Here is a 13,014-nt window from a genome sequence, read left to right as displayed (position 1 = left end):
TGGTGGCGCGGGGGGCGGCGCCGGCCGCCGGGCCGCGCTCAGCGCCCCGTTCCCTCGCCGACGATGACCTCCGCGGCTGCCCGCCCGCACACACGGGCGGCGCCGTGGGTGGCGATGTGCAGGGCCCCCACCGGGTGCGCCTGCGGGACTCCCATCTCGACGACGATCGCGTCGGGGCGGGCAGTCACCAAACCGTCGAGCGTGGCGGCCATCCAGGGGTGCCGGTGCACGTCGCGCACCGCCACGATGATCCTACGGTCCCTGGCCCTGGCAAGCACATTTGCCATGATTGCCGGCAGATCCCCCGAGGTGGCCTCAGCGGCACGAACGGTGTCCACCGTGGTGCCGGGCAGCATCCGGTCCAGCTCCGCGGCGAGCCCCCACGGGGTCTGCTCGCCCACCGCGACGTTGGCCACCGGAGTGAGCGCGGCGACGTGCGGCGGGGCGGAGACGGGTTCGAAGGCGCCCTCGCCCGGGGTGACACGCACCGCGCGGCGGGCCGCGGCGAGCCCCACGGCCAGGTCCGGCACCACCCCGTCGCGGACGGCGGGGGCCTGACCGGTGGTCCACTCCCCCAGGGCCCGCACCCGGGCCGCGGCGTCGGCCAGCCGGGCCTCGGGCAGTTCCCCCGACCGGACCGCGTCCACCAGCGCGTCGCGCAGCCGCAGCACCGTCTCCTCGTCGGTGAGGCCGCCGCCGACACAGATGGCGTCGGCACCGGCGGCGACGGCCAGTACCGCGCCCCGCTCGAGGCCGTAGGTGCCGGAGATGGCGTCCATCTCGAGGCCGTCGGTGACCACGAGCCCGTCGTAGCCGAGCCCGCCGGCCTCCACCGGGGCGCGCAGCAGCCCGGTGAGCACCGAGGGGCTGAGTGTCGCCGGGCGGTCCGGGTCCAGCGCGGGGACCACGATGTGCGCGCTCATCACGGCCTTGCTGCCCGCGGCGAGCGCCGCGCGGAAGGGCAGCAGCTCCCGGGCGGCGAGCAGGTCCTGGTCCACGTCGATGGTGGGCAGCGCGTGGTGGGAGTCCACGGTGGTGTCCCCGTGCCCGGGGAAGTGCTTGGCGCAGGCGGCGACCCCGGCCTGCTGGATGCCGGTGACGTAGGCGGCGGTGTGCCGGGCGACCAGTTCGGGTTCCGAGCCGAACGAGCGCACCCCGATGACGGGGTTGCGCGGGTCCGAGTTGACGTCGGCCGACGGCGCCCAGTTGAGGTTGACCCCGCAGCTCGCCAGGGCACGGCCCAGTTCACGGGCGACGGACCGGGTCAGCTCGGGGTCGTCCACCGCGCCGAGGGCGAGGTTCCCGGGGAAGGAGGAGCCCTGTCGGGCCTCGAGGCGGGTCACGTCCCCGCCCTCCTCGTCGATGGCGACCAGCACCTCGGGGCGTTCCCGGCGCAGCCGCCCGGTGAGCGCGGCGAGTTGCTCGGGGTCCCGGACGTTCCGGGCGAACAGGGCAACTGATCCCAGGCCCTCGGCGAGCCTGCGGCACAGCCAGTCGGGTGGGGTGGTGCCGTCGAAGCCGGGTTGGAGGACGGCGAGGGCGTCGGCGGTGAGCCCGTCACCCGACCGGCGGGCCGGTCGGGTGACGGACCCGGGTGCTCCCAGGGAACCGGGTTCCATGAGCGATCAGCCTTTCACTGCGCCGGCGGTGAGACCGCCGACGGCCTTGCGTTGGAGGACCAGGAAGACGAGCAGGACCGGGATGGCGAACAGGGTGGACGCCGCCATGGTGGCACCCCAGTCGTCACCGAACGCGGTTTGGAACTGGGTGAGCCACAGCGGGAGCGTCTGCTTGTCGGCCTGCTTGTTGAGGATCAGCACCAGCGGGTACTCGTTCCAGGCCGTGATGAAGCCGAACAGCGAGGTGGACATCAGACCGGGGGCGAGCAGCGGGAAGACCACCCGGAGGAACGCCTGGGTGCGCCCGCACCCGTCCACCATCGCCGACTCCTCCAGTTCCCTGGGCACCGCGGCGATGAAGCCGCGCAGCGTCCAGACGGTGAACGGCAGGACCATGACCATGTAGAAGAGGGTCAGCGGTACCAGGCTGTTGAGCATGTCCTGGTCCCTTACGATCATGTACATCGCGATGACCATGACCTCCCACGGGGCCATCTGCGCCAGCATCACGGTCACCAGCACCCCGCCGCGCCCGCGGAACCGCATCCGGGCCAGGGCGAACGACGCGGACAGCGCGATGACCAGGGAGAGCACCACCGCGCCGATGGTGACGGTGAGGGAGTTCCGCACCAGGGTCCAGAAGTGGTCCGCCGAGACCGCCGTGTCGAAGTTGTGCAGCGTCGCGTCGAGCGGCACGAAGACCGGCGTGTCCGCGATGATGTCGCCCCTCGGCTTGAACGCCGTGGAGGCCATCCAGTAGACGGGGAAGGCGAAGAACACGAAGAGCAGGACCGCGACCACGTTGGGCCAGGCGCGGCTGAACAGGGAACGCCTCACAGCTCGTCCTTCTGCTGGGCGACGACACGGAAGTAGGAGGACATCAGCACCAGCAGCACCACGATGGTGAGCACGGAGATCGCCGCGCCCATGCCGTAGTGCTGGTTGCCCACGCCCTCGACGAAGGCGTAGACCGGCAGTGTCTCGGTGAGCCGGTCGGGCCCGCCGTGGTTGATCGCGTACACCTGGGTGAACGCCTTGAACACCCAGATGACCTCGAGGAACGTGGTGGCCAGGAAGAACGGCCGGAGGATCGGCAGCACCACGTGGGAGAACACCTTCCAGGCCCCGGCGCCGTCCATCCGGGCGGCCTCGTAGAGCTCGGCGGGGATGGTGGTCAGGGCGGCGTAGAGGTTGAACGCCACGAACGGCACCGAGTACCAGACGATCAGCAGCGTGATCACGAAGAAGGTGGAGTACTGGCCGCCGAACCAGTTGTACTCGGCCATGGAGTGCCACCCCAGGGCGTCCAGCGACCAGTTGACGACGCCGTACCGGGTGTCGAAGAGCCACTGGTAGACGGTGGTCGCGGCGACCACCGGCATCGCCCAGGCCAGGACGAGGCCGAGGGAGAGCAGCAGCCGCATCCCCTTGCCCAGCCGGTTGAGGAGCAGCCCGACCAGGGCGCCGAAGACCATGATGGCGGCCACGTTGACGGCGGTGAAGGCGACGGTCCTGCCGGTGACCCGCCAGAAGTCCTCGTTGGTCAGGGTCCCGCGGTAGTTGTCGACGCCGTTCCACTCGGTCAGGTGCTGGATCAACTGCCGGGCGTTGAGGTTCTGGAACGACAGCAGGACGTTCTCCAGCAGGGGCCAGCCCAGCAGGAGCACCGTCACCGCGGTGGCGGGGAGCAGCAGGAGGTAGGGGAGGCCGCGGTCCAGCGCGGTGTGCCGGCGTCGGACGGGGCCGGTGCCGCGCCGCCGGCGGGCGCGGTGACCGGTCGGCGGGGGGCCTCCCGCCACGCCGGCCCCACCACCGGGGCCGCGCGTCACCTGTTCTGGCTGCACCGCCATGGTCTGTGTTCACCACTCCCGGAGGAAACGTCGGTGCCCCGGCCGCACCGGTGTGCTCGGCGAGGGGCTGTCTGATGGGTGGAGTCGTTCGCCCGCGGGTCGTTCGCCCGTGGGTCGTTCGCCCGTGGGTCGTTCGCCCGTGGGCGGAGGCGCGGCACCGCGGACCGGGGGGCGTCGGCCTCCCCGGTCCGCGACGTCTCACTGCTGCTGGCTGAGGCGCTTGTTGATCTCGTCCTCGACGTCCTTGGCCGCTTCCTCGTGGGACTTTCCGTTGAGCACGGCGGTCATGTACGACTTGATCGGGTTCGGCTCGTTCTCCACCGCGGCCCACTGGGGGATCAGTGGGGTGGTGCCGCCGAACGGGACCGCCGGGGCCGCGGCCTTGGCCGCCGGGTTGCCGTCCAGCACGTAGTTCAGCGACGACGTGTTCGGGATGACCGCGTTCTCCTTGGCCAGGGCGCTCTCGAAGGTGTTGGACACCGCGAGCTTCAGGAATTCGCGGGCGAGTTCCGGGTTCTTGCTGTTGTGCGCGACGGCGAGGTTGGAGCCGCCGACGAAGACGCCGGCCGGCTTGTCGGCGGTCTCACCGGGCAGCGTGAAGTAGCCCAGTTTCTCCTTCAGCGCGGGGTTGGCCTCGATGGCCGTGTTGGCCTCCCAGCCCATGCCGATGAAGGCCCCGACGTCGCCCTTGGCGAACACCTCGTTCTGCTGCGGGGTCGCCTCGTCCTTGTCCTTGGGCGCCTTGCTGTAGGACTGGAGCTTGCGGTAGACCTCCATGGCCTCGCCGACCTTGGGGTCGCCGAGGTTGCTGACCCACGTGTCGCCGTCCTTCCTGACCAGGTCGGCTTCCTTCTCGATGATCAGGCCGTCGAAGACGTACCAGTTCTGGCCGGGAAGGTAGAGAGGCTCCTTGCCAATCTTCTTGATCTTGTCGAGGGCGGCGTAGAACTCGTCCCGGGTCTTGGGCGTCCCCTTGATCCCGGCCTGGCGCCAGATGTCCTTGTTGTAGATCACCATGCGGTTGGCGAAGTACCACGGCGCCGCGTACTGCTTGCCCTCGTAGACCGTGGACTCGCTCAGGGACTCGGTCCACTGGCCGGCACCGAGGTCGTCCTTGATCTCCGTGAGGTCGGCGAGGCCGCCGGTGACCGCGTAGGACGGGGTCTGGGTGTTGCCGATCTCGAAGACGTCCGGCGGGCTCGACTCGGACAGGGCGGTGGTCAGCTTCTGCTGGATGCCGTTCCACTGCTGGACTTCGATCTTGAGCTTGGCGCCGGTCTTCTTCTCGAACTCGGCGGTGATGTCCTTCGTCCACTGGTCCGGGTTGGACCCGTCCATGAACCAGACCGTCAGGGTCTTGCCCGCGAAGTCCTCGGGTTTCGCGGGCTCGGAGGCGGAGTCACCGTCCCCGTCACCATCGGAGCCACAGGCCGACAAACCTACTGAAAGTGCCATAATTACTACACCAGCGACCACAGCGCTGCGCTTGCGCTTCACGCCAACCCTCCAGTGAACTGCCCCCACCCCCCTGATTGGCGCCTTCGGGCGCTCCACGGATGCCGGCGGACGTCGACCGCGGCCTGGGATGTGGTGAAATGGTTTAGACCAGTGATCGAGAGCTTGGCCTAGACCTTTACAGGTGTCAAGAGTTGGCGTTCCACCCGACGTGTCCGTTACCGGACCGACATCTGAACGGGGTCACCCCACCCGGCACCGGCCGTGCCACGATGTGGGGCGCAGCAGTCGGAAGGACTTACCCGACCAAGGCCGGGCGGGGACAAGTGACTGATCAACCAACGGCACCCGACCGGAGAAGGGTCGAACACGGCCCCACCGACAGGAGGAACCGGCAACGATGGCGGGCGAGGCGGGCACCAGCGCGGCGGACACCACCAACGGCAACGGGCGCGTCCCGCGCGTGCCCAAGTACTACCGGCTCAAGCGACACCTGCTGGAGATGACCCAGACCCTCCCCCCGGGCACCCCGGTACCCCCGGAGCGCGCCCTGGCCGCGGAGTTCGACACCTCCCGCACCACCGTCCGGCAGGCGCTCCAGGAACTGGTGGTGGAGGGCCGACTCGAACGCATCCAGGGCAAGGGCACCTTCGTCGCCAAGCCCAAGGTGGCCCAGGCCCTCCAGCTCACCTCCTACACCGAGGACATGCGGGCCCAGGGACTGGAGCCCACGTCCCAACTGCTGGACATCGGTTACGTCACGGCGGACGACCGGCTCGCCGGCCTGCTGGACATCCGGCCCGGTGGCAGGGTGCTGCGGATCGAGCGGCTGCGCCTGGCCAACTCCGAGCCCATGGCGATCGAGACCACCCACCTGTCCGCCAAGCGCTTCCCGGCCCTGCGCCGCAACCTGGTCCGGCACAACTCGCTGTACGCGGCGCTCGCCGAGGTCTACGGGGTGCGGCTGGCCGAGGCCGAGGAGACCATCGAGACCTCGCTGGCCACCCCGAGGGAGGCCGGGCTGCTCGGCACCGACGTCGGTCTGCCGATGCTGCTGCTGTCTCGGCACTCGCTGGACACCACCGGAGAGCCAGTGGAGTGGGTTCGCTCGGTGTACCGGGGCGATCGGTACAAATTCGTCGCACGGCTCCAGCGCCCCGGCGACTGAAACGGAGGAGCCCCACTCGAGTGCGCGGTCCGCGCCCGCATCGTTATGCGCTGGTGCTGACGGTCGTCCGGCCCCTGCTCTACATTCCGTCCATCCGTGTAGGCACCAAACAGGGCAGGGCTGGGAGCAGCACGCGAACGGAGGACGGGCACAGTGCGGAGCGTCAAACCACACACAATAGCCATCTGGACGGTGGTCGCCCTCGTCGGCGCCGCCGGCTGGGCGGTACTGGCCGTGTCCCGGGGCGAGGAGGTGTCGGCCGCCTGGCTGGTGGCCGCGGCCCTGGGCTCGTACGCCATCGCGTACCGGTTCTACGCCCGGTTCATCGCCCACCGGGTGCTCAAGGTGGACAAGACCCGGGCCACCCCGGCCGAACGGCTCGACAACGGCGTGGACTTCCACCCGACCGACCGACGGGTGCTGGTCGGCCACCACTTCGCGGCCATCGCGGGCGCCGGGCCCCTGGTCGGCCCGGTGCTCGCGGCCCAGATGGGGTACCTGCCGGGCACCATCTGGATCATCGTCGGGGTCATCTTCGCGGGCGCCGTGCAGGACATGGTCACGCTGTTCTTCTCCATGCGCCGGGACGGCAAGTCCCTCGGCCAGATGGCGAGGGACGAGATCGGCGTCGTCGGTGGCGTCGCCGCCCTGATCGCGGTCTTCCTGATCATGATCATTCTGCTGGCGGTGCTCGCGCTGGTGGTCGTCAACGCCCTCGCGGACTCCGCGTGGGGCACCTTCTCCATCTCGATGACCATCCCGATCGCCCTGTTCATGGGCTTCTACCTGCGGGTGCTGCGCCCCGGCCGGGTCACCGAGATATCCCTGATCGGGCTGGCCCTGCTGCTGCTCGCCATCATCTCGGGCAACTGGGTCGCCGAGTCCTCGTGGGCCGACGCGTTCACCCTGAGCCCGGGCGCGCTCACCGTCTGGATGATCATCTACGGCTTCGTCGCCTCGGTGCTGCCGGTGTGGATGCTGCTGGCACCCCGCGACTACCTGTCCACGTTCATGAAGGCGGGCACCATCGGGCTGTTGGCGATCGGCGTGCTGATCGCCCTGCCGACGATGAAGGCGGAGGCCGTCACCGACTTCGCCTCCCGGGGGGACGGTCCGGTCTTCGCCGGGTCGCTGTTCCCGTTCGTGTTCATCACCATCGCCTGCGGCGCGCTCTCCGGCTTCCACGCCCTGGTCTCCTCGGGAACCACCCCGAAGATGATCCAGAAGGAGACCCAGGTGCGGATGATCGGCTACGGCTCCATGCTCATGGAGTCGTTCGTCGCCGTGTGCGCGCTGATCTGCGCCACCATCATCGACCCGGGCCTCTACTTCGCGATGAACGCCCCCGCGGGGTTCGTCGGGGACAACGTGCAGGCCGCGTCCGACGCCGTGGCCAGCCTCGGCTTCAGCATCACCCCGGAACAGCTCCAGGCGGCGGCGCACGCCGTCGAGGAGGAGAGCCTGTTGTCCAGGACGGGCGGCGCGCCCACCTTCGCGATCGGGCTCTCAGAGATCTTCTCCGACGCGTTCGGCGGCGGCGGCAAGGCGTTCTGGTACCACTTCGCCATCATGTTCGAGGCGTTGTTCATCCTCACCACGGTGGACGCCGGCACCCGGGTCGGCCGGTTCATGCTCCAGGACCTGATGGGCAACGTCTACAAGCCGTTCCGCGACGTGAGCTGGAAGCCGGGCCTGTGGCTGGCCAGCGCGGTGGTCGTGGGCTCCTGGGGCTACTTCCTGTGGGTCGGCGTCCACGACCCGCTGGGCGGCATCAACCAGCTCTTCCCGCTGTTCGGCATCGCCAACCAGCTCCTCGCCGCGGTCGCCCTCACCGTCGCCACCACCCTGCTGATCAAGTCGGGACGACTGAAGTGGGCCTGGATCACCGGCATCCCCCTGGCCTGGGACGTCGCGGTCACCCTCACCGCGAGCTGGCAGAAGATCTTCTCCGACGACGTCGCGGTGGGCTTCTTCGCCCGGCGTGACCAGTTCCAGGACGCCATCGACGCCGGCAAGGTGCTGCCACCGGCCAAGGACATGGACGACATGCACACCGTGGTCACCAACGCCACGGTGGACGGCGTGCTCTCCGTCATCTTCGCGTTGCTGATCATCATCGTCATCCTGGACGCGACCCGGATCTGTGTGAAGGCCATCCGCGACCCCGCCTCCACCCAGCTCAAGGAAACTCCCTACGTGGAGTCCAAACTCGTCGCCCCCGCCGGCCTGCTGGCCACCAAGGAGGAGAAGGCCGAACTCGTCGCCGCCGGCCTCGGCAGCGACGGGGGCATCCGCAGGGACGGCCCCGCGTGACCGCCGTCGGTGACGGGCTCGCCGCCCGGCCCTCCCTGCCCCGCACCGCGCTGAGCCGACTGCTGCGGGCGGCGCGCTGGGTCCGCTGGTACGTGCGCGAGGTCGCCGGCGACTCGGTCTACGACCGTTACGTCGCGCACGCCCGCGCGTGCGACCCCCAGGCCCCGGTGCTCTCCCGCCGCGACTTCGAACGCAACCGGACCGACGAACGGGAAGCCGACCCGCGCAAGGGCTTCCGCTGCTGCTGAACCCGGCGGACACACAACGTGGGGTGGGCCACCGAGGCCCACCCCACGTCCGCTCCGGCCCGCGCCGGGCCCCGCCGCGGATCAGTCGTTGGGCACCGTGGCGTAGCGCGGGGTGCCCTCGGCCATCTGGCGCAGGGCGTCCTTGCGTTCGCGCTTGGAGAGGCGGTCGATGTAGAGGTACCCGTTGAGGTGGTCGGTCTCGTGCTGGAGGCAGCGGGCGAAGTACCCACTGCCCTCGACGACGATGTCCTTGCCCCGCACGTCCTGGCCGCGCACGACCGCGTAGTTGGGACGGGCCAGGGGGGCGTAGGCGGTCGGAACGGACAGGCAGCCCTCGTTCGAGTCGTCCAGCACCCGAAGCGCCGGGTCCAGCTCCTCCAGCACCGGGTTGATCACGTGGCCGGCGTGCCGCACCCCGTCGTCGTCCATGCAGTCGTAGACGAAGACCCGCTGGTCCACACCGATCTGATTGGCCGCGAGGCCCACCCCCTCGGCGGCCTCCATGCTCTTGAACATGTCGTCGATGAGCACGGCCAACTCGTCGTCGAACGTCTCGACCGTCCGGCACGGCCGGTGCAGCACGGGGTTGCCGACCACCGTGATGGGCCGCGCCGTGCCGCGGGCGCGGTGGGCCGCCACCAGTTCCTCGGCACCGGTCGTGTCGTCGACGAACCGCGACTCGACGGTCTCGTCCTGCTCCTGCTGCGCCATGGTCTCGGTCAGGCCTTCCTGCGTCTTCTTCTACCCAAGGTGACGATGTCGTCGTCCAGGGTACGGCGGCAGGGGGCCGGTGTCCCAAAGGGGCCGCGGGTCAGCAGACCTCTTCCAGGTCCCGGTAGGCCCTGCTGTCCGGGCTGTCCGCGACCCAGCCGTCCAGCAGCCCGCGGACCAGGCCCGCCGGGGCGGCGATGCCGCACTCCCGCTCCGGAACCCAGGGCCCGCTGGCGCTGCGGTGGCTCAGCCGGCCGGGGTGCCCCGGCTCGCCCTGGTCGTGGGGGTCGTGGTGCTCGAAGTGCCGGTCGTCGGCGGGCATCCGGCTCTCCGAACACGTCCGGCAGAGCAGCCGCACCGAGGAGGACCAGTCCTCCGCGGCGTAGCCGGCGTCGGCCGCCAACCGCTCCATGGCGTCCCGGTCCTCCCGGGTCGCGGCCTCCAGCAGCACGAGGTAGGTGGGGACGGGGGAGGGCGCCCACAGCTCGATCTCGTCGAAGACCGGGTAGACCGCGCCCCGGCTGACCACCCGCTCCCCGTGCGGAACCCCGTCGTGCAGCACCACCTCGCCCCAGCGCCGGCCGGAGGACGGCAGCGGGATGCTCAGGACCTCGGTCCGCGCCGGGTCGAGCCGGCGCCCCCAGACCACCTCGGACTCCCCCTCCGGGGAGAGCCGCACCGCCGCGCTGCCCAACGGCGCCTGGAGCGGGGCGTCAACGGCGGCCCCCTCCCCGCCGACCTGGTCCGGCAGCCGCAGCCCGTACGCCTGCCAGGCGCGGCGGGCCAGCGGCCAGTCCTGCAACGCGGTCGCGGCGATGCCCAGGTTCCACCAGTCGGGTGCCCCGGTGCCGCGGTCGAGCAGGGCCACCGCCCGCAGCCCGGCGGCGCGGGCCTGCTCCCAGTCGTGCCGGAACTTGTGCAGCAGGGCGAGGTTGAACCAGGACTCCGAGAGCCACGGCTCCAGGTCGGCGGCGCGGGTGAGCAGGGCGCCCGCGTCCTCGTACCGTCCGTCGCGGATCAGCGTGAAGGCGCGGTCGGTGGCCTGCCGCCACGTGGCGGACGGCCGGTGCCGTGCTCTGCCGAAGATCCTCACGATTCCGCCTGGCTGGGTACGGGTACCGCCGGTCGATGCCGCCGGTACGGGCTGAGACTGCTACTGGGATGCTGCCCTAGCCGGTGACGGCCAGAACATCCCCGTCCTGGACGACGTCGTTCCGGGCCGACCCCGGCTCGCCGCCGGCTCCGGGGCTCCGGCCGCGTGCTCGGAACCCGGCCGCGCCGGTCGTCCACGGGGTCACCAGCGGGTCACCGGAGCCGTGCGGTCCCACCGCTGCCTGGCGGTCCACCTCGCTTGCCACTGCTGTCCACCGACCTCTTCTCCGGCCTGCCCCGCGTCCCCCGCGCGATGCCTGTGAGCGCATCCAACCACGGCCGGCTCCACCGGCGCTCCTCACCTACGGCGTTGTCCACAGGTTGTGCCGGGTTCCCCGGGTTGTGCCCGCACACACGTCGGCCCCGGAGACGGGCTCCGGGGCCGTGGCACGCACGTGGTTACCGAGGGTGAGAATCCGGGTGGCGCGGGGCCACGCCGGCGTGGTGGTGGGGCGACGGCGCTCCTCAGGCCGGGGCCTGGCCCGCCGCGGGCTTCCGGTCGGGCTGGGCCGCGGCGGCCTCCGGCTGGCAGGCCGGGTCCTCCTCGTCCCTCGACGAGCCGGCGCCGGCCGTCTGACCAGACCGGATGGCGTCGATCCGGCCCATCACCTTGCTCCGCAGGTCCTGCGGCACCTGGTCGGAACCGCAGCACCGCTTGACCAGTTTCTTGACGGCCTGCTCTAGGCCGTACATCTCCAGGCAGGGGTGGCACTCGTCGAAGTGCTCCCGGAACTTGGCGCGCTCATCGTCGGACATCTCGTTGTCCAGGTACTCGTAGAGGTGGTCGAGTACCTCGGCGCACTCTGTCTCGTGCGGATCTCCGCAGCTCATGTGCCCGAGCCCTTCCGGTCGTGCGGTGGGGGTCCGCCCGCGGCCACCCCCACCCGCGGGCCCGCCGGCTCCCGCCCGCCATTGTCCGAGGGGACCAGTCCGCGTTCGCGGGCGTAGTCCTCCAGCATGCCGCGGAGCTGGCGTCGCCCACGGTGCAGCCGGGACATCACCGTACCGATGGGTGTCCCCATGATGTCGGCGATCTCCTTGTACGCAAAGCCCTCCACGTCGGCGAGGTACACCGCTATCCGGAACTCCTCCGGGATGGCCTGGAGCGCCTCCTTCACGTCGGAGTCCGGAAGGTGGTCCAGGGCCTGCGACTCGGCCGAGCGCAGTCCCGTGGACATGTGCGACTCGGCCCGTGCGAGCTGCCAGTCCTCGATCTCCTCGGCGGCGCTGCGCTGGGGTTCGCGCTGCTTCTTGCGGTACGAGTTGATGAAGGTGTTGGTGAGGATGCGGTAGAGCCACGCCTTGAGGTTGGTGCCCTCGCGGAACTGGTGGAACGAGCCGTACGCCTTGGCGTAGGTCTCCTGCACCAGGTCCTCCGCGTCGGCGGGGTTGCGCGTCATGCGCAGCGCGGCGGAGTACATCTGGTCGAGAAAGCCGAGGGCGTCCCGCTCGAAACGGGCGTTCCGCTCGACGGAGGACTCCTCGGCCTGCGTGCTGTCGTCGGTCCCTACGACCGGACCCACCTCCTCGATCACCGAACCGGAACCCCTCACGGGTCCGCTCGAATCGGAGGATATAGGCCGTGCGGTCAGGTCGCCCACCGTTGACCGCCCGGTGGCGGACCACTGGGTCCAGGTCAGGGGTGAGACCTGCGCGCGTGGCTGGCAAGGTGCAGAAACCATCCAGGGGGCCTTCCGGGAACGACGACGAGCCGACAGCCGGAGAACGCCACGCCCCCCGGCGGCATTCCCGGGCCGCGCCCAACCAGGTCAGACGCCCCGGAGGACCCTTTCCAGCCAGTCGGCCACCCCGTCGGTGACCACCCGCAGGGCCGCGGCCTCGTCCAGCGGCGCCCGTTTGGGCACGGCGAAGGCGTGATCGGCGTGCGGCACCGCCAACAGCTCCCGCTCCGCGACGCCGCCGGCGGCTCCCCCGGCGCCCGGCCCCGGCCCCGGGGAGGGCCGCTCGGAGAACTCCCCGGGGAACTCCGCCACGAACTCCTCGGGACGCCCGAACGGGTCGTTCCCGCCCTGCACCACCAGGGTCGGCAGCCCGGCGGCGGCCAGTTCCCCGGCCCGGCTGCGCTCCGGCCGGCCCGGCGGGTGCAGCGGGAAGGCGAGGGCCAGCACCGCGACCGCGCCCAGCTCCCGCGCGGTCCGGCAGGCCACCCGGGCCCCGGCGCTGCGCCCTCCGGCGACCACCGGCAGCCCCTGGGCACGCAGCGCGCCCCACACCGCCGTCCACCCGGCGTCCAGCGTCTTCGGCGCCGGGGCCAGCTTCCTCCCCGCCACCCGCCAGGGCTGTTCCACCAGGGCCACCGTCACCCCGTGCGCCGGCAGGGCGGCGGCCAGCGCCCGCAGGTCACGGCTTTCGACGCCGCCTCCGGCCCCGTGGCCGAGGGCCAGCACGGCGCGGGCGTCTGACGCGGGGGCGGAGGTGATCCGGGCGTCGCCCGCGGGGGTGGGGACGAGTCGTGGGGGGTCGAGTGCGGTCACGGG

The 13,014-nt window shown here is 71.0% G+C and carries 12 protein-coding genes; 3 read left to right on the top strand and 9 right to left on the bottom strand.

The annotated features are described in order from the left end of the window. Positions 1-38: 38 nt before the first annotated feature. The 4 genes from A3IG_RS0114615 to A3IG_RS0114600 form a co-directional block, all read right to left on the bottom strand. Positions 39-1,619: a glycoside hydrolase family 3 protein gene (locus A3IG_RS0114615; protein ID WP_018384317.1), complete on the bottom strand. Its 1,581-nt coding sequence runs from the start codon at positions 1,617-1,619 to the stop codon at positions 39-41. 6 nt (positions 1,620-1,625) lie between these two features. Further along, positions 1,626-2,456 (bottom strand): carbohydrate ABC transporter permease, encoded by an 831-nt coding sequence (locus tag A3IG_RS0114610; protein ID WP_018384316.1) that lies wholly within the window; start codon positions 2,454-2,456, stop codon positions 1,626-1,628. Continuing rightward, entirely contained in the window at positions 2,453-3,469 is a 1,017-nt protein-coding gene (locus tag A3IG_RS0114605; protein WP_018384315.1) for a carbohydrate ABC transporter permease, read from the bottom strand. Before A3IG_RS0114605 ends, A3IG_RS0114610 begins: the two co-directional genes overlap by 4 nt. 198 nt (positions 3,470-3,667) lie before the next feature. Further along, positions 3,668-4,966: an extracellular solute-binding protein gene (locus A3IG_RS0114600; RefSeq protein WP_026220272.1), complete on the bottom strand. Its 1,299-nt coding sequence runs from the start codon at positions 4,964-4,966 to the stop codon at positions 3,668-3,670. A 358-nt stretch (positions 4,967-5,324) separates the two neighbouring features. On the opposite strand from A3IG_RS0114600, the gene A3IG_RS0114595 reads away from it, so the two are divergent. From A3IG_RS0114595 to A3IG_RS0114585, 3 genes are all read left to right on the top strand, one after another. Further along, positions 5,325-6,092: a GntR family transcriptional regulator gene (locus A3IG_RS0114595; RefSeq protein WP_018384313.1), complete on the top strand. Its 768-nt coding sequence runs from the start codon at positions 5,325-5,327 to the stop codon at positions 6,090-6,092. Positions 6,093-6,245: 153 nt separating this feature from the next. Continuing rightward, positions 6,246-8,405, top strand: coding sequence for a carbon starvation CstA family protein (locus A3IG_RS0114590; RefSeq protein WP_051087505.1), 2,160 nt, complete (start codon positions 6,246-6,248; stop codon positions 8,403-8,405). A gap of 50 nt (positions 8,406-8,455) precedes the next feature. Next, positions 8,456-8,653, top strand: coding sequence for a YbdD/YjiX family protein (locus A3IG_RS0114585; protein WP_026220271.1), 198 nt, complete (start codon positions 8,456-8,458; stop codon positions 8,651-8,653). 81 nt (positions 8,654-8,734) lie between these two features. Here A3IG_RS0114585 and def read toward each other — a convergent pair whose 3' ends face one another. The 5 genes from def to A3IG_RS0114555 form a co-directional block, all read right to left on the bottom strand. After that, positions 8,735-9,364, bottom strand: coding sequence for a peptide deformylase (gene def / locus A3IG_RS0114580; protein WP_018384310.1), 630 nt, complete (start codon positions 9,362-9,364; stop codon positions 8,735-8,737). Between the two features lie 100 nt (positions 9,365-9,464). Further along, positions 9,465-10,457 carry a tetratricopeptide repeat protein gene (locus tag A3IG_RS0114575; RefSeq protein WP_018384309.1) on the bottom strand — a complete coding sequence of 331 codons (993 nt, stop codon included), beginning with the start codon at positions 10,455-10,457 and terminating at the stop codon, positions 9,465-9,467. Positions 10,458-10,981: 524 nt separating this feature from the next. Further along, a complete protein-coding gene (rsrA, locus tag A3IG_RS29780) occupies positions 10,982-11,347 on the bottom strand; it encodes a mycothiol system anti-sigma-R factor (RefSeq protein WP_018384307.1) in 366 nt (121 codons plus the stop codon). Beyond that, complete coding sequence (locus A3IG_RS0114560) at positions 11,344-12,039, bottom strand: sigma-70 family RNA polymerase sigma factor (protein WP_040911502.1); 696 nt, start codon at positions 12,037-12,039, stop codon at positions 11,344-11,346. Before A3IG_RS0114560 ends, rsrA begins: the two co-directional genes overlap by 4 nt. A gap of 246 nt (positions 12,040-12,285) precedes the next feature. Further along, positions 12,286-13,011: an alpha/beta hydrolase family protein gene (locus A3IG_RS0114555; RefSeq protein ID WP_018384305.1), complete on the bottom strand. Its 726-nt coding sequence runs from the start codon at positions 13,009-13,011 to the stop codon at positions 12,286-12,288. Positions 13,012-13,014: the final 3 nt, after the last annotated feature.

This window comes from Wenjunlia vitaminophila DSM 41686 (assembly GCF_000380165.1).
GTDB lineage: Bacteria > Actinomycetota > Actinomycetes > Streptomycetales > Streptomycetaceae > Wenjunlia > Wenjunlia vitaminophila.
Note: the sequence above shows the minus strand (reverse complement) of the source record. Positions and strands in the feature narration are given on the sequence as shown.